Annotated in this window: 28 protein-coding genes; 1 reads left to right on the top strand and 27 read right to left on the bottom strand. The window is 43.0% G+C overall.

What is annotated here, in order from left to right; translation table 11 throughout:
• Position 1 precedes the first annotated feature (1 nt).
• The 14 genes from DPO_RS20830 to rffA (DPO_RS20765) all read right to left on the bottom strand — a co-directional run bounded on the left by DPO_RS20830 (position 2) and on the right by rffA (DPO_RS20765) (position 15,545).
• Positions 2 to 1,039, bottom strand: coding sequence for a polysaccharide biosynthesis protein (locus DPO_RS20830; RefSeq protein WP_006968353.1), 1,038 nt, complete (start codon positions 1,037 to 1,039; stop codon positions 2 to 4).
• 27 nt (positions 1,040 to 1,066) lie between these two features.
• Positions 1,067 to 2,014 carry a glycosyltransferase family 2 protein gene (locus DPO_RS20825; RefSeq protein WP_006968352.1) on the bottom strand — a complete coding sequence of 316 codons (948 nt, stop codon included), beginning with the start codon at positions 2,012 to 2,014 and terminating at the stop codon, positions 1,067 to 1,069.
• Between the two features lie 65 nt (positions 2,015 to 2,079).
• A complete protein-coding gene (locus tag DPO_RS20820) occupies positions 2,080 to 3,567 on the bottom strand; it encodes an oligosaccharide flippase family protein (RefSeq protein WP_006968351.1) in 1,488 nt (495 codons plus the stop codon).
• A gap of 12 nt (positions 3,568 to 3,579) precedes the next feature.
• Entirely contained in the window at positions 3,580 to 5,031 is a 1,452-nt protein-coding gene (locus tag DPO_RS20815) for a hypothetical protein (RefSeq protein ID WP_006968350.1), read from the bottom strand.
• Positions 5,028 to 5,678: an acyltransferase gene (locus DPO_RS20810; RefSeq protein WP_160166937.1), complete on the bottom strand. Its 651-nt coding sequence runs from the start codon at positions 5,676 to 5,678 to the stop codon at positions 5,028 to 5,030. The genes DPO_RS20815 and DPO_RS20810 overlap by 4 nt, the downstream gene beginning before the upstream one ends.
• Before the next feature lie 96 nt (positions 5,679 to 5,774).
• Positions 5,775 to 6,491: a formyltransferase family protein gene (locus DPO_RS20805; protein ID WP_006968348.1), complete on the bottom strand. Its 717-nt coding sequence runs from the start codon at positions 6,489 to 6,491 to the stop codon at positions 5,775 to 5,777.
• A gap of 11 nt (positions 6,492 to 6,502) precedes the next feature.
• Positions 6,503 to 7,435, bottom strand: coding sequence for a GNAT family N-acetyltransferase (locus tag DPO_RS20800; RefSeq protein WP_006968347.1), 933 nt, complete (start codon positions 7,433 to 7,435; stop codon positions 6,503 to 6,505).
• Positions 7,436 to 7,465: 30 nt separating this feature from the next.
• Entirely contained in the window at positions 7,466 to 8,602 is a 1,137-nt protein-coding gene (locus DPO_RS20795; protein WP_006968346.1) for a DegT/DnrJ/EryC1/StrS family aminotransferase, read from the bottom strand.
• 38 nt (positions 8,603 to 8,640) lie between these two features.
• The gene (gene rfbC, locus DPO_RS20790; RefSeq protein ID WP_006968345.1) at positions 8,641 to 9,195 is read right to left on the bottom strand and encodes a dTDP-4-dehydrorhamnose 3,5-epimerase; all 555 of its coding nucleotides are present in this window, start codon (positions 9,193 to 9,195) and stop codon (positions 8,641 to 8,643) included.
• Between the two features lie 12 nt (positions 9,196 to 9,207).
• Positions 9,208 to 10,830: a lipopolysaccharide biosynthesis protein RfbH gene (rfbH, locus tag DPO_RS20785; protein WP_006968344.1), complete on the bottom strand. Its 1,623-nt coding sequence runs from the start codon at positions 10,828 to 10,830 to the stop codon at positions 9,208 to 9,210.
• A complete protein-coding gene (locus DPO_RS20780) occupies positions 10,820 to 12,013 on the bottom strand; it encodes an NAD-dependent epimerase/dehydratase family protein (RefSeq protein ID WP_006968343.1) in 1,194 nt (397 codons plus the stop codon). Before DPO_RS20780 ends, rfbH begins: the two co-directional genes overlap by 11 nt.
• Before the next feature lie 32 nt (positions 12,014 to 12,045).
• Positions 12,046 to 12,825, bottom strand: a complete 780-nt coding sequence (gene rfbF, locus DPO_RS20775) for a glucose-1-phosphate cytidylyltransferase (protein ID WP_006968342.1) — start codon at positions 12,823 to 12,825, stop codon at positions 12,046 to 12,048.
• A gap of 21 nt (positions 12,826 to 12,846) precedes the next feature.
• On the bottom strand, positions 12,847 to 14,334 hold the full coding sequence (locus DPO_RS20770; RefSeq protein WP_006968341.1) for a glycosyltransferase family 39 protein: 1,488 nt from the start codon (positions 14,332 to 14,334) through the stop codon (positions 12,847 to 12,849).
• A 41-nt stretch (positions 14,335 to 14,375) separates the two neighbouring features.
• The gene (rffA, locus tag DPO_RS20765; RefSeq protein ID WP_040012175.1) at positions 14,376 to 15,545 is read right to left on the bottom strand and encodes a dTDP-4-amino-4,6-dideoxygalactose transaminase; all 1,170 of its coding nucleotides are present in this window, start codon (positions 15,543 to 15,545) and stop codon (positions 14,376 to 14,378) included.
• Between rffA (DPO_RS20765) and DPO_RS25345 the strand changes: the two genes are divergently transcribed.
• The gene (locus DPO_RS25345) at positions 15,544 to 15,834 is read left to right on the top strand and encodes a hypothetical protein (protein ID WP_040012174.1); all 291 of its coding nucleotides are present in this window, start codon (positions 15,544 to 15,546) and stop codon (positions 15,832 to 15,834) included. The genes rffA (DPO_RS20765) and DPO_RS25345 overlap by 2 nt on opposite strands.
• A gap of 23 nt (positions 15,835 to 15,857) precedes the next feature.
• Here DPO_RS25345 and DPO_RS20755 read toward each other — a convergent pair whose 3' ends face one another.
• The 13 genes from DPO_RS20755 to DPO_RS20695 form a co-directional block, all read right to left on the bottom strand.
• The gene (locus tag DPO_RS20755; protein ID WP_006968339.1) at positions 15,858 to 16,064 is read right to left on the bottom strand and encodes a hypothetical protein; all 207 of its coding nucleotides are present in this window, start codon (positions 16,062 to 16,064) and stop codon (positions 15,858 to 15,860) included.
• Between the two features lie 72 nt (positions 16,065 to 16,136).
• Positions 16,137 to 17,264, bottom strand: a complete 1,128-nt coding sequence (rffA, locus tag DPO_RS20750) for a dTDP-4-amino-4,6-dideoxygalactose transaminase (RefSeq protein ID WP_006968338.1) — start codon at positions 17,262 to 17,264, stop codon at positions 16,137 to 16,139.
• A 19-nt stretch (positions 17,265 to 17,283) separates the two neighbouring features.
• On the bottom strand, positions 17,284 to 18,192 hold the full coding sequence (locus DPO_RS20745) for a glycoside hydrolase family protein (protein WP_006968337.1): 909 nt from the start codon (positions 18,190 to 18,192) through the stop codon (positions 17,284 to 17,286).
• A gap of 16 nt (positions 18,193 to 18,208) precedes the next feature.
• Positions 18,209 to 18,874, bottom strand: coding sequence for an acetyltransferase (locus tag DPO_RS20740; RefSeq protein WP_006968336.1), 666 nt, complete (start codon positions 18,872 to 18,874; stop codon positions 18,209 to 18,211).
• A complete protein-coding gene (locus DPO_RS20735; RefSeq protein ID WP_006968335.1) occupies positions 18,871 to 19,503 on the bottom strand; it encodes a class I SAM-dependent methyltransferase in 633 nt (210 codons plus the stop codon). Before DPO_RS20735 ends, DPO_RS20740 begins: the two co-directional genes overlap by 4 nt.
• Positions 19,490 to 20,413 carry a glycosyltransferase family 2 protein gene (locus DPO_RS20730; protein WP_006968334.1) on the bottom strand — a complete coding sequence of 308 codons (924 nt, stop codon included), beginning with the start codon at positions 20,411 to 20,413 and terminating at the stop codon, positions 19,490 to 19,492. The genes DPO_RS20735 and DPO_RS20730 overlap by 14 nt, the downstream gene beginning before the upstream one ends.
• The gene (locus DPO_RS20725; protein WP_006968333.1) at positions 20,413 to 21,108 is read right to left on the bottom strand and encodes a WbqC family protein; all 696 of its coding nucleotides are present in this window, start codon (positions 21,106 to 21,108) and stop codon (positions 20,413 to 20,415) included. The genes DPO_RS20730 and DPO_RS20725 overlap by 1 nt, the downstream gene beginning before the upstream one ends.
• Positions 21,109 to 21,124: 16 nt before the next feature.
• Positions 21,125 to 21,433: an EamA family transporter gene (locus DPO_RS20720; protein ID WP_236610013.1), complete on the bottom strand. Its 309-nt coding sequence runs from the start codon at positions 21,431 to 21,433 to the stop codon at positions 21,125 to 21,127.
• Positions 21,434 to 21,633: 200 nt separating this feature from the next.
• Entirely contained in the window at positions 21,634 to 22,530 is an 897-nt protein-coding gene (gene rfbA / locus DPO_RS20715) for a glucose-1-phosphate thymidylyltransferase RfbA (RefSeq protein ID WP_006968331.1), read from the bottom strand.
• A 24-nt stretch (positions 22,531 to 22,554) separates the two neighbouring features.
• Complete coding sequence (rfbB, locus tag DPO_RS20710) at positions 22,555 to 23,598, bottom strand: dTDP-glucose 4,6-dehydratase (protein ID WP_040012173.1); 1,044 nt, start codon at positions 23,596 to 23,598, stop codon at positions 22,555 to 22,557.
• Between the two features lie 22 nt (positions 23,599 to 23,620).
• A complete protein-coding gene (locus tag DPO_RS20705) occupies positions 23,621 to 24,916 on the bottom strand; it encodes a nucleotide sugar dehydrogenase (protein ID WP_006968329.1) in 1,296 nt (431 codons plus the stop codon).
• A gap of 58 nt (positions 24,917 to 24,974) precedes the next feature.
• Positions 24,975 to 25,331 (bottom strand): type II toxin-antitoxin system PemK/MazF family toxin, encoded by a 357-nt coding sequence (locus DPO_RS20700; RefSeq protein ID WP_083912110.1) that lies wholly within the window; start codon positions 25,329 to 25,331, stop codon positions 24,975 to 24,977.
• Positions 25,309 to 25,512, bottom strand: coding sequence for a hypothetical protein (locus DPO_RS20695; RefSeq protein WP_006968327.1), 204 nt, complete (start codon positions 25,510 to 25,512; stop codon positions 25,309 to 25,311). Before DPO_RS20695 ends, DPO_RS20700 begins: the two co-directional genes overlap by 23 nt.
• Between the last annotated feature and the right edge of the window lie 59 nt (positions 25,513 to 25,571).

The raw sequence follows: 25,571 nt of genomic DNA, 5'->3' as shown, positions 1-25,571 counted from the left end.
ATTAACAAAAATCTATCAATTTATTGTCATTTAGAAAACAAACCAGTTCATTTTTGCTCATAATTGGCTGATTGGAAGAATTATAAGGGGTAAAACAATTTGAAGATACAACGCCTTTAAAATCGTAGTTTATGGATCTGTATAAAGAGCGAAAAGCAGGAAGTATAATAAAATATTTTTCAAGTTCAATAGTTCTCGCAGTTTCTTCCTCGCTCATCAATTCTTCATAAAGTTTTTCTCCAGGTTTTGAACCAATTGTTTTAATTTCGATATCTCCCGGATTATAACCATATTGCTTAGAAAATTCCTCAATCATAACAACCGCTAAATCTTTTATTCTAATTACTGGCATTTTTGTAACAAAAACTTCGCCCCCACATGCAAGATTTGCAGAATCGATAACAAGGCTCGCAGCTTCTCTTATTGACATAATAAATCTTGTCATACGATTATCCGTCAAAGTTACTGGCCCCCCTTTTTTTATCTGTTTGCTAAAGATAGGAACGACTGATCCTCTTGAACCCATTACATTACCAAACCGTGTTGAGGAAAAAAGTGTATCACCAGAATGCATGTTGCTATTTGCAGCGGTGATTAATCGTTCGCCCATCAATTTAGATGTACCCATAACATTCGTAGGATTTACAGCTTTATCAGAACTTGTGAATATAACCCGTTTGACTTTATTCTCAATCGCTGCATCAACCACGTTGTGCACACCAATAATATTAGTCTGAACAGTTTCATAAGGCGAGTATTCGCACAAAATTACGTGCTTGTAGGCAGCTGCATGAAAAACTATGTCAATGCCTTGAAACAGCCTTGCGAGCTTATTTCTATCTCGAATATCAGCAAGTAAAAATCTTGAATTTTTGTATTCTGAATAATGTTGTTGTTGAAAAAAAATTTCACTTTCGTTGTTATCCACACCAATAACTTCAGCTGCAGAATATTCACAGAGTAGCTGTCTTATTAATTCAGTCCCGATAGTACCGCAAGAACCCGTAACCAATATTCGCATATCTTCAAAACAATTCATCAATTTTATCCCCGATTACAAATTTTATTAATAGAAAGGATTGTATCCAGTTTCATTCTCTCTATTAAAAATCCAAATTGTCCCAGATAAAACACCACGAAACCGAGCATATCGTGATTTTAAATTTTTTGTCTTACCTATAAAAGATCCTATACACCCTTTCATCAAACTCCATAAAACCATGACAAGATTAGTTATATAAAAAACCATAAAATCAAAATTATTTTGATGCATTTTATGGATAATAATATTGCTTTTACCTTCCCAATACATCATATAAGGGTTTCCAATACCTCCTGTTGAATAACTTCCTTTGTGCCATAGTTTAGCATTAGGAGTATAGACAGGCTTAAATCCTAAATCAATTAGCCTTAGAATCATATCTGTTTGCTCATAATTCATATAAAAATAATTCGAATACCCATTTGTTAACAGATATGCTTGAATGGGCAGCAATAAAAAAACATCATCGACCATGTCTCGAATCTCTTCATTATCATACTGTCCTGTATCAAGTTCATTCCATCCAATCTTTTTACTTATAATTTTCTTTCGATCAAATCTATTTCCAACAGTCTGAAGCCTGTTACGATCATCAAAATGAAAAACCTTACCTGTCACAACACATAGATTTTCATGTTTTAGTGCGGTTTTGACAAGTTGAGTGATCGCATTCTTATCAATAATGGTATCATTGTTGATTATTAAAAAGTAATCTGGGTTTTGATTTCTTGCTTTTTTTAAACCATAGTTCATACCCATTGCGTATCCAATATTTTTATCTATTCTATAAACATTAACCAGATTCCTATACCTATCCGTTAGTATTTCATAACTGTTATCTACAGAACCATTATCTACTACATTGACTTCAATGTTTTTATAATCAGACTGTAAAACTGAATTTATACACTCTATCGTCATTTCAGGTGTGTTCCAGTTTAACATAACAACACTTACTTTTTTTGTTTTCATATAGCCCAAAAACCTTCCCATATTAAAATATGCTTATCAAAATTTAATTCAGATAGAAGATTTATTTATAATTCGCTTTTAATATAATTATAAATTTTTTTGAGATTAAATAATTCGGAAAGCATGTGTAAATCTCTTTTTTCTAATAAACCAAAGACATACTGAAGAATAAAGACCATCAATCCATAAATTGGCATTATGATTATAGTTTTTATGTAGATCGAATAAGGATCAATTAATGGAACGATCAATAAAACTGTAAAAGAATAAACAATCAATCCAAAAATGATATATTTTAACTGAAATGTTATAAATTGTACTTTAATTTTGTAATATGAAATAACATAAAATACAAAAAATACAAAAAAATTTGAAATCAATTGGGTCACTGCAAGGGCCTTTGCACCCATATTTAACAATTTAGGATGCAGACAAATCATCAATGTTACAATAAATAGAAATGCCTTTAAAATATTAAGGATCGCAGCCAGCCAAAACAAGCCCATTCCCGTGAGCACATTACCATAGGGCATACCCCAGATAATGAAAAATGAAGAGAAAACTAAAAGTCCAAAAATCGGTCCCGACTGCTCGTATTTTGGCCCTAAAAGTGTAAGCATGATAGGAACAGAAAAAATAGAGAGCGTTATTATGAACGGTAGGATAAAAACAAAAATAAAACGCTCAAATTGATAAATTTTATTTATTAGTTCAGATATTGCATTTCTGGAAATAAGTGAGGAGAACAGAGGGAAAAAAATAGTACCAACAGTATTGCCCAACAATATCAACATACCACCAATGCTCGCTGCGGCAGTATATATACCAATTTCATGTTTATCACTATAAAATTCCAGTATTAATTTATCAGAATATGTAATAATCGAATTTGAAATTCCAAAAATCAGGAGTGGTAAAGAAATGGCCCAATATTTTTTAAATAATCTAACGTCAAATTTCCCATAATCGATTTTTTTCAAAAAATAGATAACTAAAGGAAGCATTAAAATAGCACTCAACAAATTTGTACCAGCAAGAGCTAAAGCGCCATAACCGAATAACACCACGATGAGTCGAAATAGGTTATATAAAATAGCCCGAACAAATAGAGGCATATTGGATCTGGAATGTTCTGTACGAGCCACGAATATCGTTTGAGCAAATTGATAAAAGTTTAGAACAACAGTCGCAAGCAATATGGTCAATATGACAGTTTCAGTAAAATCACCATCAAAATCATATCCCAAAGCAAATTTTTGAACCATAAAACAACATAAAACGATGAAAGCATAAACAACCAAGGATCCTTGAAATAGGTACAGATATGTTTGATTACAATCAGCCTCAGTCTGACCCTCAGAGACCAACTTAATATGTGCTGATCCAAACAATCCAGTAACAAATGAGAACATTGATACATAAGCTGTTGCATAAGAAATTGTACCGACAACAGAAGGGCCAGCTAACCGGGCAACGACGATGCCTGTAGTTGCAGTAAGGAAGATGATGCCAAATTTAGATACAAAATCAATTAAAAATTTCTGTTTAAGCAAAATATTACCTTCTTAAAGGCGATTATCTCTATGATATTGATAATCTTGATAAATCGTATTAACTGCAGCAAGAAAAAAACCAAAAAATATCAATTTTTGAAGTTGGTTGAAGCCCATATCAATACCCCAGAACTGAGTTGATGAAGAATGAATTACAAATACGGCCATCAAACCAAAAACATAAATCAAAGATAATTTACCCTCATTTTTTCTAATCTCTTTAATTCTTGAAAATCGCCAAATTTTCATACAGAGGACTACAAACAAGCCATTAACAAATACATAACCCAGAATGCCGACGTTCAATAGGATATTTTGATGTCCCACATGCCCATCTGCAAAATCGTAGTAATCATTAGAAAAACCCCACCCGACAAACGGGCTTTCCCAGAACTTACTCATTACCCTCGGGCCTCGGACATCTATCCTTTGAAGTGTTCCACCCGCTGTTACATCTCCTGAGACAAGCATTTCCAAAGTTGCCAACCGCTGAAAAGTAGCATCCAATTGTTTTTGGATAAGGGGGAATTGAGATCCGATGAACCAAAAAACAATAACCGATACTGCAACAATTCTGATCCACTTGGCAATGTTCCTGGAAAAACCGGTAAAGAACAAAGAACCAAACAAAAAAAAAGTCAATGCAATGGTCCATCCTCTACTTGCTGTCAAGAGGATGGAAAAAAGTCCAAAAAAAATTACTGCACCCAAATAATTTTTATTAATCTGATTGTTTTTATCTAATAAATAATAAAATGCTTGAATAACGGAAAAAATAATAATAAATGCAGCAGAATGAGACCTTGAAGCAAATTCGTCTCTTACGAGCAAAGTGTGACTAAACGATACCCCCCGCAAAACATCATTTAAATAATCACCTGTCACATAGCTATAACAAAGAGAAAGAAAGGCTAAAAAAACTATTGGAAATATCAACAACGACGACCGTATAATTTTTTCCTTGCTGCCAATATATGCAGGTACAATGAATATCATACTCCAGGGAAGAAATATTCTGAAAGTTTGAAGCATATTGTCCATAGTCATGCCAAGCAGTAGGGAATAGCCTACAACGAAAATTCCAAATAACAAGTACCAGGTAAATTCTTTTTTAAAAATAAATGGGGGGATTTTTTTCTGGCTTAAATATTTATATATGTACAAGGCAAAAAAAAGATCCTGAAAACTAATAGATATTCCACTGACCAGAGGATAGAGGGGTATTCGACCAACGTCGTCAAGCGCGCCTGCGCTGAACAATCTGGCAGGTGCGTCATTTATGATGAAAAACCAGACCAGATAAACATAATCAAATTTTGTCCGGAAGGTAGCAACAAGTATAATTAAAAACGCTATCCTGTTAAACATAACAGGCATGTAATACACAGAGAAAAAACTAAAAAACAACAATACAATTAAAAGATAAAAATCTTTTAAATATAATTTTTTGGCTTGGGTTATCATGATTTGGTTCTAGAAATATTCTCCTTTTTTATCTTTGCCGGGGCCCCGGCAATCAAACAATCTGTTTTTTCAAATTTTTTGTTCAACAAAGACCCGGAAGCGACAATTGAACCGGAACCAATCTGAGTATTTTTAAGAACAAGACAACGGCAGCCTAACCAGCAATTATCCCCAACAATAATCTTGCCATTTGGATTCATCAATTCATTTTGTTGGCTAAAATATGGATGACCATCTGTATCCAGCAATAATATGTCCCATGAAAAAAGACATTTTTCGCCTATAACAATTTCATTATGACATGAAATGGAACTATTTGCTGTTATTTCAAAATGTTTTCCGATTGTTAGCTTTGCATTTTTCCCGACAGCAATTTTCGTTCCTCTGCCAAGGGTAGCATTTCCTTTAAATTCGAGTTCACCTTCGATATTCCATACTGAATGTTCTTTCAAGGTTGATAATGGGGTCGAAGTGAACCCAATAAGGATCATTCCTCTTTTTAAAGGCGAGCCAATTTTTACTGTTCCCTTGCAATTTTTTAATACAACCTTGCCGGCCAACATAATTGGAAGCTTCAAACCATCTTTTATGCCAAAGTATTTTATGTTTAGATAAAGCGATTTAGGCAAACCCAAATATTTTGTCATTCTTGCTTTTATATTTGTTGGAAACAATTGCATATTGATTTATAAATAGATAGATATCATTTGAATTCAATTAGTTGTGTGATAGATAAACATGTTTTAAATAGATTTATTAAACAAGCTCAATGCTTTGTTTACTCTTCTTTTACTTTCTTTATCCGTTGCTAATATTTTTAATTCATCTAAGGCAGGGATATTTTGAGGGTCATATTCAATATTGTTTTGAACTCTACAATCAGTAATCATATCTTCATACTCATTTAATACTTTCCGAATTATTTGTGAGCAATCTTTTGTGTATTCATAAAATAGCTGTTTACCGGTCATGTTTTGTACTTTATATTTATTTTGATAAATTATTTCGCCTGCATCTATCTGATCAATGGCCTTATGACAAGTTGTGCCTGTAAATTCATCATTATCATAAATGACCCAGAAGATTGGATTTGCGCCACCATGTTTAGGCAATAAGGAAGGGTGTAAATTATAAACACCTTTTGGAAAAAGATCGATTAAAGATGCAGGAATTATTCTTGAAAAGGTTGTTATGAATGCAATATCTATTTGTTCTTTTTCTATTATTTTTTTCAACCTCTCTTCATGAAGAGAATAATAGTCATAAAACTTTATTTTATAAAGGAATCTGCATCTATCTTCTACAGTTAAACCCTTTTTTAAAAACCTCAACAATATTCTTTTCCACGTGTCCACATTATTAAAAAAAGTTACAACAATTTTTGGAGACGTTCTTGAACGAAATAATTCCTTCAGGATAGGTCCACCACTATAAGGATTAGCAAAAAGTAAATAATTCATTTGGTTAACATTTAATTATTAAGCTTATTAATAATTTTAAACAACAATGTCTTGTGGCTAAAAAAAGGGACGTATGTTTCATTTTTACAAAAACCACTTTTAAATTTGTAGATATGCGGCAACCTCTCTTTTTCTATGTAACAAAGATCATAATAGGAGCATCCTTTTTCTTTCATTCGTTTGATTGCTTCCCATTGCAGCAATTCACCCTGACCAGAATTGGGTGCATTATCAGCGTGATTCCCTAACCAATATATTGCGTAATCCTTATCATACACAATTACCAGATTGGCAATGGGTTCATTATTTTTCACAGCTGAAAGAATTTCAATGGATATATTTGGAGATTCGACCAAAAGATCTGAAAAAAAATCGAGAGCCAATACATCTAACTCATTTCGAGTGCTCGCTTTTTGATATATGTCAAAAAAACTATTGTTACACCTTTTTGTTATATCGATTTGAATATCATTCTTCTCAGCTTTCCTGATCATATTTTTTCTTTTTGAATGAATCTGCTCCGTCCAGATTGTATCCAAATCATCCTTCAAGTCTAAAACAAGGGTTTGGAAATTTTTATCATCACCTGCTGTTTGAAAACCGAATTCTTGTAAAACCGGCAAGCAAAAAGCTTGAAAATGCCCAAAATTGTCAACAGAGAAAAGTTGTTGTTGATAATTCACATTCCTGGAAAAAATCCAACCCCCATAGGGTATAAAATGAAATTGCCCAGATTGGTAAAAGGACAACACACCTTTTTTTTGCCTGTGAACCGGACAAATTCCTACCAGTTCATCACCTTCATATGCATATAAATAAAAAAAATCTGTTTTGAAATGCTTACTGACGACCAGGTTCCAATCAGGCCAGTGGGTTGGTGAAGAAAAATTTCTCTTCAGAAAATCGACAGCCGATTCGCAGTTTGTATTTTTGACTATTTTCATATTTGTATTAAAGGGCTCAGAAGCCGGTTTTCATTTGAAAAACCCTTGCAAATTCTCGATCACATATGCAATTTCATCATCCTTTAGATCCACATGGGACGGCAGGGTAATAAAGGTTTTCCAGATATTTTTTGCCATTGGACAGCCATTGTCATACGGTTTGAAAAGCGGATGCAGGGGCAATGGATAAAAATGAACCCCTGTGGCAATACCGTTGTTTTTGAGATGAATAATCATTTCATCCCGCTGTTTGCACCGGATACCGAAAAACCAGTATGCTTCATGGCCTTCAATGCTGTACTTGGTATAGGGCGAAATTGCCGGAATGTCTTTTATCCCGTCCAGGTATTTGCCGATAATAGCCCGCCTGCGGGCATTCATGGCATCCAGCTTTTTGAGCTGGGCAAGGCCGATGGCTGCCATGATATCGTTCATGTTGTACTTGTATCCCAGCACCGAAATTTCATAATGCCAGTGCAGGGCTTCATTCTCCTGCCTGCCTTTGGCGGATTCCGCCCGCCGCCAGGTGTCCTTGTCGATTCCCACCCAGCGGTAAGCCCGCAGAGGCTCGATCAGTTCCGGATCATCAGAACAGATCATGCCCCCGTCCCCGGTGGTCATGCATTTTTTTTCCTCAAAACTGAAACAGCCGATATGCCCCCAGGTGCCCAGTTTTTTTCCTTTATAAGAACCGCCCGCACAATGGGCGCAGTCTTCAATCACCTTTAAATGGTGTTGATCCGCCAAAGCCATCAGCTCATTCATGGGAACGGGATATCCAGCATTATGAACCGGTATGACCGCCACACAATCCGGATCGATTTTTGATCTCAGGTCATCCATATCCATGACCGTGGTATCCGGGTCCACATCCACAAACACCGGGGTCAAGCGATTGTATAGTACCACCGAGGCAGTGGAGGTGAATGTGATGGCCGGCACCAGCACTTTTTTACCGGCAGGAAATTGAAATGCCGTGAGGGCCAGGTGCAGGGCCGCTGTGGCGGAATTCACACCGATGGATATTTTGCATCCGATATACCGGCACCATTCATCTTCAAATTGTGAAACCATGGGGCCCAGCCCCAGCCAGGCCCGGTCAAACACGGCCTTCAGGTTTTCCAGTTCTTCTTTGCCCACACTGGGCTTGAACAATCTGATATCCATTTTTTTCAATATGTTCCTTTAATAGCTTTTAAATGGCGTTATAAACCGCCATGGTTTGATTTAAACGCGGTAAAAGTCATGAGATTTTGATCTTTTTCCGACATCAGGGGATCTTCCACCGGCCAGTTGATATTCAGTTCCGGATCAGACCACAGAATCCCGGAATCCGATGGCTGATGATAAAACGCGTCATGTTTGTAGACCAGTTCACTGTTGTCGGCCAGGGTGCAGAACCCATGGGCAAATCCTTTGGGGATATAGATCCATTTGAACTCATCTTCACGTAATTCAAAGGCCAGGTGCTGTCCCTCTGTGGGGGAGTCTTTCCGTAGATCCACCACCACATCCCAGATTCTGCCCTTAGAACATCGGATCAGTTTGCCGTCAGTGTGCGGGGGCAGGATAAAATGCAGGCCCCGGAGAATGCCTTTTTTTTTGTTGATGGATACATTTTCCTGGACCCAGTTCCAGGGCAGGTTTGCCTGTTTGAAAATTTCCCGGTCAAACACCCGCATGAAACAGCCCCTTTCATCTGCAAAGGGGCTGAGGGTAATCTCATGAATGCCGCTTAAAGACAGTTGTTTTATCTGCATTGATTTGCTTCCTTACCGCGACTGGACGAACTCATGGATGGCCTGAACCATGTAGTCAATCATGTCCGGGGTCATGCCGGGATATACCCCTACCCAGAAGGCGTGGTGCATGATGGTATCCGTGTTTGTCAGTTCTCCTGCAATGCGGAATGATTTTCCCTGCTCCAGAAGGTCAAAACAGGGATGCCGGGTGATATTTCCGGCAAAGAGGTTTCGGGTCTGGATATTGTGCTTCTCCAGATGGGCAGTGATCTCGTTGCGGAAAAATCCGGCATCTTTTTTTACTGTGAGCAGAAATCCAAAGGGGCTGGGATCTGTGTTTTCGGGTATTTGGGGCAGATGAAAAACTTGGAATAAGTGTTTGAGTCCCTCATGCAGCCGCTGATGATTGGCCTGGCGCTGTCGGGTGAACTGTTCCAGTTTTTCCAGCTGGGCGCAGCCGACTGCCGCCTGCATGTCCGTTACCTTTAAATTGTAACCGAAATGGGAATAGACGAACTTGTGATCATAGCCAAAGGGGAGTGTGCCGAACTGCTGGTCAAACCTTTTGTTACAGGAATTGTCATGGCCGGAGGCGCACCAGCAGTCCCGGCCCCAGTCCCGGAACGATTCCACAATTCGTTTGAGTGCCAGATCATTGGTATACACGGCACCGCCCTCTCCCATGGTGATGTGGTGGGGGGGATAAAAACTGGAGGTTCCTATGTGACCGACAGTACCGGTATAATGCCATTGACCGTTTATTTGAACACGTGATCCCAGTGCATCGCAATTGTCCTCTATCAGCCACAGGCCGTTATCATCACAGAAACCTTTGATCTTTTGCAGGTCAAAGGGAAAACCAAGGGTATGTGCCAGGATGACGGCTTTTGTTTTTTTGCTCAAGGCCTGATGCAGCAGATCAACATCCGCATTGGCATCCGGCAGGCGGACATCCACAAACACGGGCACGGCACCGGCCTGCAAAACAGGGGCAATGGTGGTGGGGAATCCGGCAGCCACGGTGATCACCTCGTCTCCGGGGCAAAGCCGCCGTTCTTTCAGTTTAGGAGAGGTCAGGGCCATAAGGGCCAGCAGATTGGCAGAAGATCCGGAATTGACCAGGGAACAATATTTGACATTCAATATCCGGGAAAATTCTTTTTCAAACCGCTGGGCATATTTTCCCGCAGTAAGCCAGAACTCCAGCGCGCTGTCTGTCAGATAGATCATTTCCTGCTCATCAAATACACGACCCGCATAATTTATCCGGCTTTTTTGCGGCACAAATTCCTTTTTCTGATCCGGCAGGTGAATGCTCTGATAATAATGAACCGTGTTTGATTCAGCAGCTTTATCAAATATCACTTTAAGCAGGCTGTGGTCGATCGAAGCCAGTTCTTTAATAATATTGTTTTGATGAAATATAAATTTTTTATCGCAGTGTATCCGGCTGTCATATTTCAAAAGCCCATCAGGAAGATCGATTGTCATTCTTCGCTGAGCTGCGTTTTTAGTTGTAATAAATAAAAAATCGATATCGCCATATTCATCGGGCTCGCTGATTGCCAGAACCGGCCTTTTTTCCGCCGGAGAATTTTCTGAAAATGGGAATGATACTAAAAATATTTTCCCGGTATATGGTTTATATGTCATTCCAGACATCCTCCGTTTTTCCTGCAATTACATTGTGAAAAAAACCACTGCTCTCCTGTGACTTCTCGAAGCCGGGTCCGTTTTGTCCGGGCTTTGATATCATGTTTGAGGATGAAATAATAGAGTTGAAGTGATGTCGGTTTTTCCAAAATAACTGCTCATTTAAAACATTTTCTGCGATGTGAGTGTCCAGCATCTTCAGCCGCATGAATTGAGATTCACGAAAATTTTTGTCTGCAAAGCCCATCTGCTCCAGACCTTCTCTCAACTCTTCGATGCTCTGTTGAAGGGTGACTTGTGGTTGATAGTCCGGGGCCAATTCTGCAAATTGTGAAAAATCCACTTGATAAGATCGTTTGTCCGGCTGTGCATTCGTGTTTATGGAAACTTTTGTACCGGGAACTGATTTTGCGACTGCCTCGGCCAGATCTTTTACCTGGTAATTCCATTCACTGCAGCCGACATTCACGGCCAGAAATGCGCCTCCCATGTCAGGCTTTCGACTAATACCCCAGTCAATGGCACGGGACATATCTTTCACATCAATCAGCGGCCGCCATGGTGTGCCATCGCTGAGCACAGTAATCTCGCCTGCCGCAACCGCACAGGCCACAAAATCATTAAGAACCAGATCCAGGCGTAACCGCCGGGACATGCCGCAGGCAGTAGAGAACCGCAAAGATGTAACCGCAAAATCCGTGCTGCCGAGCTTTTCCAGTTCTTTTTCAACTGCCACTTTTGATCTGGCATAGGCGGTCAAGGGATTCAACGGATCTGATTCTTTCCGGGGCCCGCCTTCCGCATATCCATACATGCTGCAGCTTGATGCAAACACAAATGCCTTGACCCCCTGTTTTTTGGCGGAAAGGGCCAGATTTCTGCTTGCTTCAAAATTGATATCCCGGGTGACGCTTTCAAACCGATTTCCCATTGGATCATTGGAAACGGCACACAGGTGAACCACGGCATCCACGCCTTTCAGCAGTTCGTCCGGAAAATTCCGAATATCTCCCCAATATTGCGCATTTAAATCAAACTCAGGCATATATTGGACCGCTGTAAGGCAATGGGTAAAAAACCCACTGTCAAAACCAATCAGCTCTGCATCTGGCAGTGCCTTGCGCAAATGCCGGACTAAAACCGGTCCGATATAACCTGTATTCCCGGTAATCAGTATTTTCATTTTTTTTCCTTCTGTACTCGAATTTCTTAGATTTACCATATTTTCCAGGGAGGATTTTTCTGCCAGAGTTTTTCCAGCAGCTGGTTGTCCCGGTAGGTATCCATGCACTGCCAGAATCCTTTGTGCCGGAATACTGAAAGCTGGTCTCTGGGGACCAGATCGTCAAAGGGCTCGTTTTCCAGGTTGATGGACGGATCATCCGGGATGCAGTCGAAAAACGCTTTTTGGAATACAAAATACCCGCCGTTGATAGGGGGCTGACATTCCACATCCTTTAACTGCTGTTTGAATTTTTCGACCATATCTCCTTTTACCACAAGGTCGCCGAACCGGGAAGGGGGAAACACCCCTGTCACAGTGCCGATGGTGTCCATCCGGGTATGAAAATCCACCAGTTCTTTGATGTTCACGTTGCTGACCGCATCGCCGTAGGTGAGCATGAACCGGTCTTCGGTGATGTATTGGCTGCACAGGCGGGTGCGGTAACCGGTCATGCTGTTGTCCCCGGTCTCCACCAGGGTGATTTTCCAATCCTCCTTGATGCAGGCATTGTGGACCTGCACATGGCCGTTGTTGGACAGGTCCACCGTGAAATCACTGTTGTAGTTGTAGAAGTTCAGAAAATAATCCCGGATGATGTCGCCTTTGTAGCCCAGGGCCAGCACAAACTCCTTGTACCCGAAATGGGCATAGTGTTTCATGATATGCCAGAGAATGGGCTTGCCGCCGACCTCCACCATGGGTTTGGGCTTGAATTCGGTTTCTTCCCGAAGGCGGGTGCCCATGCCGCCGCATAGGATGATGACTTTCATTGGTTTCCTTTCGTGTCGGGATCAGGGTCTTGTTTTATTCGTGGAGATCAAGATTTTTTTGGGATAGCATTTCCGGGATAACCAGAAGGTCCCTTTATGAAAGTAGTAAACAAATAAACCGAAAATCAGAGGTTCTGCTGGAAATTTGAACCTGTTTGCATCTGCTCCAGTCACAAAATAAAAATTGATTCCCCAGAACGAGAAAACAATAATAAACAAAACAAACAACCTGAAATTAAATCCGGACTTATCTTTTAATGCTTGAAATATAAATATAAAAAAGGAAAAAAATACAAACATTGATACTAATAGAACAAATAGCTTGAAAATTTTGAATAAATATGCCGGCAAAATATTGGTATTGATTTTTCCAAATTCGCCAGGTAGTGCACTGGCGGAAGCTCGGAAACTGGAAAGAAAAGAAAGAAACCGCATTTTCATGATAAACGCTTTGTTTTGGTTGTAGATTTCATTATAGAAATTTACCAGCCATTGACCCATTGCACTCTCATTTACATCATCCGTTAAATTGAGATGTTTTTTAAGATCGGGCATCGCCCTGCCATATATGGCATAACCGCTGTACAAGTCATCGAGTAACCCCCATTTATCAAAGGAAGAGAGACTCCCCTTAGGGGCTGAATATTGTTCGGATAGATACGATTGCCTTGCCCTTAAAAAAATATCAAGGATAACCCTGTTTTCTTCAGATACTGCATCGTCGGGTCTTATTGAGGCAACAACGGCATTTCTGGGAACGTTACTTCCAGATCCCGGAAACAAACCATAAAATTCGTGTGTTACAAAATTATAATAGCACCAGATATTAATAACTATTAAACAAGTGGCAAAAAACGACACCAAAATGCCAGCACTTTTCGAAAAAGGTATTTTTTGGTGTATGAATAATACAAGTAATAACAAGAGAAAGGGAACAATTAAAGGTACCGTGTTAAATCTGGCCAGCGACAAAAGCCCTAATACTAACCCCAGTAAAACAGCGTTCCTTATGGAATATTTGTCATAAATTTTAAATAAAATATAAAGGGACAAACAAAGTAAAAAGACGGTAAGTATCTCCGTTAAAAAAATATTTGCATAATAGATGGTTGATAAAGAAAGATTGAAGCATAACCCCACAAGCATAGCCCATTCTTTTCGATCAAACAGAGGCTTGAAAATAAGACATACCAGCCACGTTGTGAGACCAACCAAGAAATATTGAAAAAATACAATAAATTTAAAGAAAATTGCCTGTGGAATAACAGACATGAATACAGCCAGAATGAGGGGGTATAAAGGCGATCTATGTGCAAAATCACCTTGGCCCTCTCCCGATAATAACTTGCCGAAGCCAATATAGGAACCAGCATCCCCATAATTTGTGATTGGCGTAGAATATAATGCCAAAAAAAGATTCAGCAACAGGATGAATACTAAAAACCATTTTGGGTTTACCATTACACCACGCTTCATAACTGACCCAAATTCAGAGCTATCTTTATGCATAAACAAATCCTGTTTGATGTAATTGCTCAAATCTAATAGAATTATCTGCTGGATTTTTCATCAGTCTCTTCAAAAAAAAACGATAGTTTTCCCACCACCCCATCAACCTGTTCATCTGTCATATCATAATACAAAGGCAAACGCAGCAACCTCTCACCGGCATCCCTTGTATTGGTCATATCTCCAAACACCCGGCCATATTTTGCACCCATGGGCGACAAATGCAGCGGGCTGAAATGAATCACTGCATAGATTCCCCGGTCCTTTAAATATGCCACAAGCTGATCCCGCTCATCCCTGGACCGGGTGATCACATACATGATATGGCTGTTGCCGGCTGGGTCTTCATGGCAGTGGGGCAGCCGGATGAATCCTTTATCCGCCAATTCCTGCAACCCTTCAATATATTGTGCAAACAGCCGAGACCGGGCAGCAATTATGGTGTCGGCCATTTCCAGCTGGGCAAACAGGAACGCGGCCACCAGATCCGAGGGCAGAAACGATGATCCGATATCCACCCAGGTATATTTGTCCACCTCGCCCCGGAAGAATTTGCTTCGGTTGGTGCCTTTTTCCCGGATGATTTCCGCTTTTTCATAGAACCGCTCATTGTTGATCAGCAGGGCACCGCCTTCCCCGCAGATGACATTGTTGGTCTCATGAAAGCTCAGAATCCCCAGATCCCCCATGGTGCCCAGGCATTTGCCGTCAGTACCTCCATACCGGGCACCGAACCCGTTGGCCGCATCCTCCACCACCAGCAGGCCGTGGTGCCGGGCAATCTCCAGAATCTTCTCCATGTCACAGCCGATACCGGCATAGTGGGGGGTGACAATCACCCTGGTCCGGTCAGTCACTGCCCGGGCCACCTGATCGGCATCCAGGTTCAGGGTATGGGGCCGGATATCCACGAACACGGGCGTGGCTCCCTGCATGTGAAACGCGTTGGCCACGGACACAAAGGCAAACGAGGGCATGATCACCTCATCTCCTGGGCCGGCTTCACAGAGCATGGCTGCCATATCCAGGGCCGATGCATAAGACTGGGTGAGCAGGGCCTTGGGGGTGCCCAGATAGGTTTGGATGAACCGCTGGCACTTTTTGGTGAACGGCCCGTCCCCGGCACTGCGGCCCCCCAGGATGGCCTGGGCCATGTAGTAGAGTTCCTTGCCTGCGATGAACGGTTTGTTAAAAGGGATATTATCTGTCATGGAAAAACCTGAAGATGGTATCGACAATGGTCTGCTGTCGGCGTTTTGGTCAGGGAAAATGTCGATAAATGTCTTTTCTGTGCAATGCTTTTTCCAAAACAACAGCATCTCCTTCCATCCTCAATCCTATCCTGTACTTTCCAAACCGAACTTTAAAACACAGGGGATAGCCTTTCATCTGTTCTATCACCCCAAGTTGATGGAGAGATTCTGCAGCAGGAAGTGTTTTAAAAACGAACTGTTCGATTTTTATTCTTTGTGGAGCTGGAATCAGAGACAGTTCTTTTAAAAATTTTTTTCTGTATTTTACCTTCAACTGTTTTTAACCAGTTGTTTGTAATATGTTTCAGCATCTTTCTGATTCATCAATTCTTCCCCCTGGTTATCTTTCATCAGATGAAACAATGCATAATCCTCAAGCAGCTGTTCAATTTTTTCGAAATCTTTTATGGGGATTTGAACGGCTATCTTTCGATTATTTTCATCAACGATATATTGTTTAGTGATCATTTCCATCATAAAACCTCCCATTTCATCAACAATACATACTTATTCTATCACCAATAATTAACACATAAAACTCCCCTATCATTAAAAAAACCTGAAAATGGTATCGACAATGCCCTCCTGCTGCTCCCGGGTCAACTCGTAATAAAACGGCAGCCGCAGCAGCCGGCCGCTCATGGATTCGGTCACGGGCAGCTGCCCCGGCCGGTATCCCGTTGACAGCCCCACATCCGAGGTATGCAGGGGCACATAATGAAATACCGCATGAATCCGGCGTTCTTTCAGATACCCCATCAATGCATCCCGGGTGGCTTCATCCGGCAGGATGATATAAAACAGATGGCTGTTGCTGTCACAGCACGGCGGGATATAGGGCAGCCGGAGTCTGCCGTCATTGGCCAGCGGCACCAGGGCCTGGTGATAAAACTTCCAGATGTCGTTGCGACGTTGATTGATCTGGTCCATGTTCTCCAGCTGGGCATACAGAAATGCCGAGAGCAGATCCGACATCAGATAGGAGGATCCCACATCCACCCAGGTGTAATGGTCCACCTCACCCCTGAAGAACGCACACCGGTTGGTGCCCCGGACCCGGATGATCTCGGCCCGCTCGATGAATTGCTCGTCATTGATTACCAGAGCCCCGCCCTCACCGGAGATGAAATTTTTGGTCTCATGAAAGCTGTAGGTGCCCAGATGGCCGATGGTGCCAAGATATCTGCCGTTATATGTGGAGTTCACCCCCTGGGCCGCATCCTCCACCACCAGGAGCCGGTATCGGTCTGCAATGGCCATGATGGCATCCATGTCACAGCCCACCCCGGCATAATGCACGGGCACAATGGCTTTGGTCTTTTCTGTGATCAGCGGTTCAATCAGTTTTTCATCCAGGTTCAGGGTATCAGGTCTTATATCGGCAAACCGGATCGTTGCCCCGCGCAGGGCAAAGGCATTGGCCGTAGAAACAAAAGTGAACGAAGGCATGATCACCTCATCTCCCGGCTGGATATCACACAGGATGGCCGCCATTTCCAGGGCTGCGGTGCAGGAATGGGTGAGCATCACCTTATTAGCCTGGAACTTTGTTTCCATCAGGTTGCAGCATTTTTGCGTGAAATGGCCGTCGCCGGAGATGTTGCCCAGTTCTACTGCCTGGGCGATGTGGTACAGCTCTTTGCCGGCGATGTAAGGTTTGTAGAAGGGTATTGTCATCTATCAATACTTTTAAAGTTCAATCATTTTCCAAAACTGCCAAACCAAAGCCTGTCTTTCCATAACCATTTCCATTATACAGCATGAATCTTTCACCTTTGTGATCAAAAACAAATGGATATTCAATCATTTCCGAATCCCATCCATCTTTAGACACATCAATTCCTGCTAAATGGTCTTTTCGAGTCCAATTTTTCCCATCGTGGGATTCTGCATATCCAATACGATATGATCTGCCCCTGTAAGAAAACCACATTTTCCATAACCCATTTTCATTAAGCACAGAGGGGCGGGAAATTGCGGATTCTTCATCATTGGAATAATCTATTGACACATGTCCTTTTCTTACCCAATGAATTCCATCGAATGAATAAGCATATTTAATATGATATCTATGTTGCGGTATACTTTCTTGAATATACCAATCTGTACATGAAAGATACCACATGTGCCATAAATCCTCATGCAATATCACACTACAGCTTGCACAAAAATGAGGTTCCTGCATTGATCTATCCATAATTGGACCTGGACAATATCGAATATATCTGCCTGCATCATTTTTATAAGCTAAGCCGATAGAATTTCTAAAAGGAACAGTGACACCTAAGTTCCAACCAATGTAATACAAAAAATTTTTATTATCCGTTTTAACAAGCCAAGTTGCCATAGCCCCACTATCATCAAATTCACCTAATTCGCCTGGAAATAGAACGGGATTGGTCGAGACATCTTCTATAAAAAAAGGGTTGTTGATATCAATTAACACATACCCTGTATACGACCTGTTCATCAAATCTCTTGCACTGAAATAAATTCGAAAAAAATCTCCTTCAATATGTTCTGCTATAGGAACAGATGCATGGGATCTCATCCAAGAAATCTTTCCATCTGGGCAAAAAATTTTTCCCAGCTTCTTCCACTTCATAACTGCCTCCGCTTTCTCAGATCTTTTTTAACATCGTGCTTCTTTTCGATGATCTCTCAGTCGCTTGTCCGACATACAACCCCTCTTTTTCAGCATCCTTCAAAAGAAGTGTTCCCGCGCCAAGGATACATTTTTCTCCAACCTTTATGTGATCTCTAAGGGTTGCATTGACGCCGATAAAACAAGATTCACCGATTTCAACGCCACCAGATACAACAATATGGGATGCCAGAAAGCAGTGATCATAGATTGTTGAATGATGGCCAATATGATTTCCACTCCATAAAGTGACATTGTTACCGATGGAAACAAATGGCTGAATCGTATTGTCTTCAAATATAAAACAATTGTCACCAATTTTACCATCATTGAGCACTGTTGCGTGGGAACTGATATAGCTGGCCAGCCGATAACCCATCGCCTTTGCAGCAAAATATTTTTCTTTTCGAATCCGATTCAGTTGAGAATAACTGATTGCAATGAACATATCATAATTTTCCGGCGGATAATGTTTCCTTACTTTGTCGAAAGGCACTACCGGTAAATTACAAAAAGTATCGGAGGTCATATAATCTTTATCAAGTGTAAATGCAGATACAATATAATCTGAATCAGTTGAGAAATAGTAATAGGCCAGTTGTGCGATATCTCCCATTCCGAAAATTACCAGAGATTTTTTCATCTGCCCTTCCTTACCAGAATTGAAAATTCATAAAGTTCATAATCGTGAAGAAGTGCAACGTGTCGTGAATAACGTTTTTTACAGATATCAAATATTTTGCAGGGATCTGCATAGTAAAGATCTTCCCGCATTTTATCCTTGTCCGAATAGGATGTCAGGCAATTAAAGGCAAAACCGAATCGACACGATTTATTCAGTGAATCAATGGCTTTCACTATATAGTCCCACCACTCGTCGTCACTGTAACCGAAACGAACATTGAATATACCACTGGCGATACTATAATCCGCTAATTTAGATGGTTCAGCATCAATGAAAAATTCAGCATTCATTTCTTTTTCAAATTTTTTTTGGGCTGAAAGGATCATCGTTTCTGAAATATCGTAACCATAATACATAAAGTTAGGATAATTTTGATTGAGGTGGTCAAACAAGGCACCATACCCACACCCTAAATCGTTTAAAGAAAATTCTTTACTTTCATCAACGATTTTACACAACTGAACAAACCGTAATAATTGACCATATTCTCCATTCCAGTCGACCCCTTGGGGAGTTTCTCCATGTTCAGCCAGTTTTGATGAATAGTACTTTGCCACATCTCTTATTATTGATTCATTTTTTTCCATAAATATCTCGAATTATCGTATACGGTCTTTGTTTTGTTTCAATAAACACTTTTGAAATATACATGCCGACAATGCCAACAAACGAAATAATCAATCCCCCCAACAACCAGACAGATGCCATCACGGATGTCCAGCCACTTAAGGGGGTTGCCAGAAATATTTTGTTGAATATTAGATACAATACGTAAATCAACGCAAATAAAGAAATAATAAATCCTGTATAAAAAATTCCTTTCAGTGGTACATTGCTGAAGGCAGTGATAGAGTTAACAAGCAATGAAATTTTGCGATGAAACGTATAACTTGTTTTGCTTGAATTATGTTTTTTTACAATTTCAGACACCTGTTTAAATCCTGTTAGGTGCCATAGACCCGCGATCATCAATTCTCTTTCCTGGTGCTGGATCAATGCCTGAACATAACGCTGGGACATCAAGCGTGTTGTCACAATATTTTTCGACAAATTCAGCCCGGTAAGTCTATTGAACAAGAGATAAAAAAGAGAGCCGCTCCACCTCTCACACAAATTGCCTTTTCGATTTTCCTGAACACCGAAAATCACATCACATTTTTCTTTCTCCATCTTTGTGAAAAAACTCAGCAGCCATTCCGGTTCCTCTTCCAAATCACTGTCAATCAAGAATACGAAATCTCCTTGTGAATGTGAAAGGCCTGTCATCATGGCTTTGTGATGCCCAAAGTTCCGTGAAAGATCCACCACAACTATATGTGGATCCGAGTGGGTCGAACTAACCGCTATTTCCAAACTGTTGTCCGGAGAGCCGTCATTGACAAGGATAATTTCATAATCTTCTCCGGCCACTTCCCGGGCTGCGGTTGCAGCACGAGAGCAAAATTCTTCTATATAAGGGGCTGATTGGTATAACGTGGAAACAATAGACAGTTTCATTACTTGACAAATCTCATATATTTTGGCGATTCTTTGCCGCAGTTGAACAACAAATCCAGAATGGTTACCCCATGAACAAATTCCCCCCAAAGCTGGGGGTATTCCGGATAACCGTCATAATCAAACCAGGAGAGCACTATACCATATTCCTTAAACACTTCTTCCTGGATATACCCTTGGGCCGATGGTCCGGAAACATATTCTGTGCCGCCTGTCTGCAGGCACAGGTCTACAATCCGTTCAGTTTTTCCTTCGATCAATTGATAATCCCATGAGTTGCTGATTTTGGTCGTGATCCCCAGGTATCTGCACACCACTTCAATCAGGGTCCGATTCAAATCAGACAAATGGCTGGAGCTATTCTGCCTATAGAATGGTTCCAAGATTACAGACACCTCATCATAATATGATGCACGCCGATAATGCTGCCTTAACGTTTTCCAATGTGATTCGGCCCAGTCAGTCCCATCGATCTCCGTTTCACGGATAGCCTGATGATACTTGCCTTTCACTTTGACAGGAACGGTCAGCCACGTAGTACCCTGGGGTGTCTTGATTTTGTTCCGGTTCCGCCAGTCCCGGCGTGTGTACTGCATATCATCATATAAAATAAACTCATCCACAGCTGCGATAAGGTCAAAATACCCTTTCCATGGAATATAATTTGATTGAAGTATGGCTATTTTTTTCTGCATTTTCCTCCGGTATGTTTCAGGCGCCCTGACTTCCAACTGCAATTCCGGCAATAATCAACAACACACCTGCAACCTTATACCCGTTCAATGGTTCATTGAAAAGCAGAGCGCTGCCCAGAAGAACGATTCCAAAAGTGATGCCCATAAAGGGATAGGCATGGCTCAAAGGCAATTTTGATAATGCAGCCATATAGCACAGGGCTGCCATAAACGCTGCTACAAAACTGGAGAGTATGAATGGATCGAAAAAGAGCGAAAAAAGGTGGAACAGTTTCGGCCAGAAAGAATCCGGAAGGGCTCCATGCATGGGGATGCGCCATTTCAAAACCAGCTGCCCATAGCACGTTAAGATGATGGTAAAAAATATGTAGATATAGTATATCACTGCTTTTAACCTTTGCTAACTGCCAACAAAGAGCCGCCAAAAGGAAAATGGACTACGCCTTTACTTGATTTTATCATTCCCATCTCCACTGTCATGATGGCCTCGAACATTCGTTTGAGCATTGACGGATAATTTGCTGATCATAATGGATTAAGAATCCTATCCACTGATGAACTCTTCCCCAGCTGCATCAGATATTTCCCATATCCGTTTTTCAAAAGCGGGGCTGCCAGTTTTTCCAGCTGTTCTATGGTGATATAGCCCTTGCGCAGGGCCACTTCCTCCACACACCCCACCTTGAGCCCCTGGCGTTTTTCAATGGTTTCGATAAAGGTGCCGGCTTCCAGGAGGGATTGATGGGTGCCGGTGTCCAGCCAGGCAAACCCGCGGCCCAGCAACTGCACTTTGAGCGTGCCCCGGGCCAGATACACATTGTTGATATCCGTGATTTCAAACTCCCCTCTGAGGGACGGCTTCACTGAATGGGCAATCTCCACCACGTCATTGTCATAAAAATAAAGCCCGGGCACGGCAAAATTGGATTTGGGATGGGCAGGCTTTTCCACGATGCTCAGCACCCGGCCGGTTTCATCAAAATCCACCACCCCATACCGCGACGGGTCATTGACCCAGTAGCCGAACACAATCCCGCCCTTGGTGAGCTGGGTGCATTTTTGAAGCATGGGCTGGAACCCCTGGCCGTAAAACAGGTTGTCCCCGAGAATCAGGCACACGGAATCAGATCCGATAAACGATTCTCCCAGAATGAACGACTGGGCTAGTCCTTCGGGTTTGGGCTGTTCCGCATAGGAGATGGAAATCCCCCACTGGGAGCCGTCCTTGAGCAGTTTCTGAAACCGGGGCAGGTCCTCAGGATCAGAGATCAGCAGAATATCCCGGATTCCGGCCAGCATCAGGACCGACAGGGGGTAGTAGATCATGGGCTTGTCATACACCGGCAGGAGCTGTTTGGAACCTGCGATGGTGAGGGGGTAGAGACGGGTGCCGGAGCCGCCGGCGAGGATGATTGCTTTCATAACATAGGTATTGGGTTTTGGATTTTAGGTTTTGGGGGGTTGGGTTAAGTACCAGTTGAGGGTTTTTTGGAAGCCGGATTCAAAGGTTTCTTTGGGGGTGAAGCCGAGTTCCGTTTGTATTTTGGCGGCATCGATGGCGTAGCGGCGGTCATGGCCGGGGCGGTCCGTGACATGGGTGATCAGGGTGTTGGGGTGGATGCCTTTGGAACATGGGCAGTCCGGATATGTCCGGGCCAGGGTCTTGTTTTGCTCAAATGTGTGAAGGACCCGGTCACACACCTGGTGAACGATGTCCAGATTGATCTGTTCGTTGCTGCCGCCGATGTTGTACACTTGGCCGGGAGTGCCTTTTTTCAGGATCAGGTCAATGCCGCGGTTGTGGTCGTCCACGTACAGCCAGTCCCGGATCTGCCGGCCGTCGCCATACACGGGGATGGGTTTGCCGGCCAGGATGTTGGTGATCATGAGCGGGATCAGTTTTTCGGTAAACTGGAACGGGCCGTAGTTGTTGGAGCAGTTGCTGATGGTGGTGTTCAGGCCGTAGGTTTTGTGGTACGCCCGGACCAGGTGGTCGGAGGCGGCTTTGCTGGCGGCATAGGGGGAGTTGGGGGCATAGGGCGTGGTTTCCGAAAACGGCGGGTCATCGGACTTCAGGGTGCCGTAAACCTCGTCTGTGGAGATGTGGTGGAACCGGTGGCCGGGCCGGGGGTCTTTGTCCAGCCAGATGTTGCGGGCCGCCTTGAGCAGGGTGTGGGTGCCCACGATGTTGGTTTCGATGAAGGCGTCCGGACCCTGGATGGAGCGGTCCACGTGGGATTCCGCCGCAAAGTGGACAATGGTGTCGATGTGGTGGGACACCAGGAGATTTTCCACCAGGGGCTGATCCAGAATGTTGCCGTGGATGAACGTGAATCCGGGATGGTTGTCTGCCCGTTCCAGGTTGTCCCGGTTGCCGGCATAGGTCAGTGCATCAAGGACAACAATGTGATCCTGTGGATATTTTTCAATCCAGTAGTAAACAAAATTTGTACCGATAAAGCCGGCGCCACCTGTGATAAGTAAGTTCATGGAATTCGTGGTCAGAGCTGAGTTATAAGCGTCCATCAGTGAGGGATTTGTCCAGAATGCCTTTGACATCGTAGATGAGGGTGCCGGTTTGTTTGTGCGCGTTCAGGTCGATTTCCAGGAACTGTCTGTGGGCCACGGCCAGGATGATGGCGCTGTAGCCGCTGTTTTCCGGGCTCTGGATCATGTTCTGGATGCCGTATTCGTGCATGACTTCGGACGGGGAAGCCCAGGGGTCGTACACGTCCACGGTCATGCCGAAGTCAGCCAGTTCGTGAACGATGTCAATGGCCCGGGTGTTGCGGATGTCCGGGCAGTTTTCCTTGAACGTGATGCCCAGCATCAGGGCGGTGGCGCCCTTGACCGGGATGCCTTTTTTGATCATGAGCTTGACCACTTCCGAGGCCACGTAGGCGCCCATGCTGTCGTTCATGCGGCGGCCGGCCAGGATGATTTCGGGGTGGTAGCCGACTTCCTGGGCTTTCTGGGCCAGGTAATAGGGGTCCACGCCGATGCAGTGGCCGCCCACAAGGCCCGGCTTGAACGGCAGGAAGTTCCATTTGGTGCCGGCGGCCTGGAGCACGGCATGGGTGTCGATGTCCATGCGGTTGAAAATTTTGGCCAGCTCGTTGACAAAGGCGATGTTGATGTCCCGCTGGGAGTTTTCAATGACCTTGGCGGCTTCCGCCACCTTGATGGTGGGGGCCAGGTGGGTGCCGGCCGTGATGACCGAGCGGTACAGGGCATCGACTTTTTGGCCCGCTTCCGGGGTGGAACCGGAGGTGACCTTTTTGATGTGCTCCACCGTGTGTTCTTTGTCGCCCGGGTTGATGCGTTCAGGCGAGTAGCCGGCAAAAAAGTCGGTGTTAAAGGTCAGGCCGGAGGTTTTTTCCACCACCGGGATGCAGTCTTCTTCGGTGGCACCGGGGTAAACCGTGCTTTCATAAATGATGATGTCCCCTTTGGAGATGACGTTGCCCACGGTCTCAGAGGCCCGGATCAGGGGCGTCAGGTCCGGGCGGTTGTTTTTGTCGATGGGGGTGGGGACGGTGATGATGTAAACGGTGCAGTGTCTGATGTCATCCAGGCCGGTGGTGCAGAACAGGCCGGGGCTGGGCGGGGCCTGGGGGCCTGGGGCCTGGTGGACCAGGACCTGCTGCAGGATCTCATCTTCCACTTCCAGGGTGGCGTCGTGGCCGGACATCAGTTCGGTGACGCGGGTCTGGTTGATGTCGTATCCCACCACGGGGTAGCGGGTGGCAAAGAGCCGGGCCAGGGGGAGGCCGACATAGCCGAGGCCGATAATCGCTATTTTTTCCATAAGGGGGTCAGGCTTGCCTTATTGTTGTTATTGGGGGGGGGGTATTGTGTGCTGGGGGTTAAATTTTGAAGTCGTTGCAGCCGACATATTGACAAAGGTTGTTGATTATCTCTGAAAACACATCCTCTTTGACTGCCCCATAGCGCCTTACCACAGTCGATGTGCTTAAGGTAAAAATTTTATCATACCGGACCCAGCTTTTCTTGGGCAGAAATCCATCTCTCATGTCAAGGGATTCAATGCTTACCGCATTATCCTCTGTCAAAACAGAGGTAATGGCCAAACCCATAAAATCCCCTCGATAATCTGCCTGAGTCAGGACAAGGACAGGACGTTTTTTTCGGCTTGCCAAATCGGAAAATGGAAATGGCAGACCGACAATATCTCCGGGATTACAAGTCATTCCAGACGTCATCTTCGCTGCTGCTCCAGACTTGGTCCATTACAGGTTCCTGCGCTTTTTTCAATTCATCCGTCCATGTATCTTCCAAACCATGTTTCATTTCAATATACCCAATAAAATCCAAGATTTCTTTTGCAAGCGGTTCCGGTAACTTCAACGCTTTTTCATATATTTTTTGCGCGGTTGCCGCCATAATTAAAATCCTTGTCTTTGTGTTTTAGACTCTGCACTTTAAAATACGATAATGCGCTG

Source organism: Desulfotignum phosphitoxidans DSM 13687, from assembly GCF_000350545.1.
GTDB lineage: Bacteria > Desulfobacterota > Desulfobacteria > Desulfobacterales > Desulfobacteraceae > Desulfotignum > Desulfotignum phosphitoxidans.
The sequence above is the reverse complement of the archived record's forward strand: the minus strand, read 5'-3'. Positions and strand labels throughout refer to the sequence as shown.

Excerpts from the sequence above, each read along its gene's own strand:
- DPO_RS20755 (WP_006968339.1), bottom strand. The coding sequence starts at position 16,064 with ATGATGGAAATGATCACTAAACAATATATCGTTGATGAAAATAATCGA.
- DPO_RS20695 (WP_006968327.1), bottom strand. The coding sequence starts at position 25,512 with ATGGCGGCAACCGCGCAAAAAATATATGAAAAAGCGTTGAAGTTACCG.
- rffA (WP_006968338.1), bottom strand. The coding sequence starts at position 17,264 with ATGACAATACCCTTCTACAAACCTTACATCGCCGGCAAAGAGCTGTAC.
- DPO_RS20740 (WP_006968336.1), bottom strand. The coding sequence starts at position 18,874 with ATGAAAAAATCTCTGGTAATTTTCGGAATGGGAGATATCGCACAACTG.
- rfbC (WP_006968345.1), bottom strand. The coding sequence starts at position 9,195 with ATGCAGATAAAACAACTGTCTTTAAGCGGCATTCATGAGATTACCCTC.
- DPO_RS20735 (WP_006968335.1), bottom strand. The coding sequence starts at position 19,503 with ATGGAAAAAAATGAATCAATAATAAGAGATGTGGCAAAGTACTATTCA.
- DPO_RS20770 (WP_006968341.1), bottom strand. The coding sequence starts at position 14,334 with ATGCATAAAGATAGCTCTGAATTTGGGTCAGTTATGAAGCGTGGTGTA.
- DPO_RS20825 (WP_006968352.1), bottom strand. The coding sequence starts at position 2,014 with ATGAAAACAAAAAAAGTAAGTGTTGTTATGTTAAACTGGAACACACCT.
- DPO_RS20780 (WP_006968343.1), bottom strand. The coding sequence starts at position 12,013 with ATGAAAATACTGATTACCGGGAATACAGGTTATATCGGACCGGTTTTA.
- rfbA (WP_006968331.1), bottom strand. The coding sequence starts at position 22,530 with ATGAAAGCAATCATCCTCGCCGGCGGCTCCGGCACCCGTCTCTACCCC.
- DPO_RS20725 (WP_006968333.1), bottom strand. The coding sequence starts at position 21,108 with ATGCAGAAAAAAATAGCCATACTTCAATCAAATTATATTCCATGGAAA.
- DPO_RS20730 (WP_006968334.1), bottom strand. The coding sequence starts at position 20,413 with ATGAAACTGTCTATTGTTTCCACGTTATACCAATCAGCCCCTTATATA.
- DPO_RS20800 (WP_006968347.1), bottom strand. The coding sequence starts at position 7,435 with ATGAAAATAGTCAAAAATACAAACTGCGAATCGGCTGTCGATTTTCTG.
- rfbB (WP_040012173.1), bottom strand. The coding sequence starts at position 23,598 with ATGAACTTACTTATCACAGGTGGCGCCGGCTTTATCGGTACAAATTTT.
- rfbH (WP_006968344.1), bottom strand. The coding sequence starts at position 10,830 with ATGACATATAAACCATATACCGGGAAAATATTTTTAGTATCATTCCCA.
- DPO_RS20810 (WP_160166937.1), bottom strand. The coding sequence starts at position 5,678 with ATGACAAAATATTTGGGTTTGCCTAAATCGCTTTATCTAAACATAAAA.
- DPO_RS20745 (WP_006968337.1), bottom strand. The coding sequence starts at position 18,192 with ATGAAGTGGAAGAAGCTGGGAAAAATTTTTTGCCCAGATGGAAAGATT.
- DPO_RS20815 (WP_006968350.1), bottom strand. The coding sequence starts at position 5,031 with ATGATAACCCAAGCCAAAAAATTATATTTAAAAGATTTTTATCTTTTA.
- DPO_RS20805 (WP_006968348.1), bottom strand. The coding sequence starts at position 6,491 with ATGAATTATTTACTTTTTGCTAATCCTTATAGTGGTGGACCTATCCTG.
- DPO_RS20705 (WP_006968329.1), bottom strand. The coding sequence starts at position 24,916 with ATGGAAAAAATAGCGATTATCGGCCTCGGCTATGTCGGCCTCCCCCTG.
- rffA (WP_040012175.1), bottom strand. The coding sequence starts at position 15,545 with ATGACAGATAATATCCCTTTTAACAAACCGTTCATCGCAGGCAAGGAA.
- DPO_RS20700 (WP_083912110.1), bottom strand. The coding sequence starts at position 25,331 with ATGACGTCTGGAATGACTTGTAATCCCGGAGATATTGTCGGTCTGCCA.
- DPO_RS20830 (WP_006968353.1), bottom strand. The coding sequence starts at position 1,039 with ATGAATTGTTTTGAAGATATGCGAATATTGGTTACGGGTTCTTGCGGT.
- rfbF (WP_006968342.1), bottom strand. The coding sequence starts at position 12,825 with ATGAAAGTCATCATCCTATGCGGCGGCATGGGCACCCGCCTTCGGGAA.
- DPO_RS25345 (WP_040012174.1), top strand. The coding sequence starts at position 15,544 with ATGGAAAAACCTGAAGATGGTATCGACAATGGTCTGCTGTCGGCGTTT.
- DPO_RS20795 (WP_006968346.1), bottom strand. The coding sequence starts at position 8,602 with ATGGATATCAGATTGTTCAAGCCCAGTGTGGGCAAAGAAGAACTGGAA.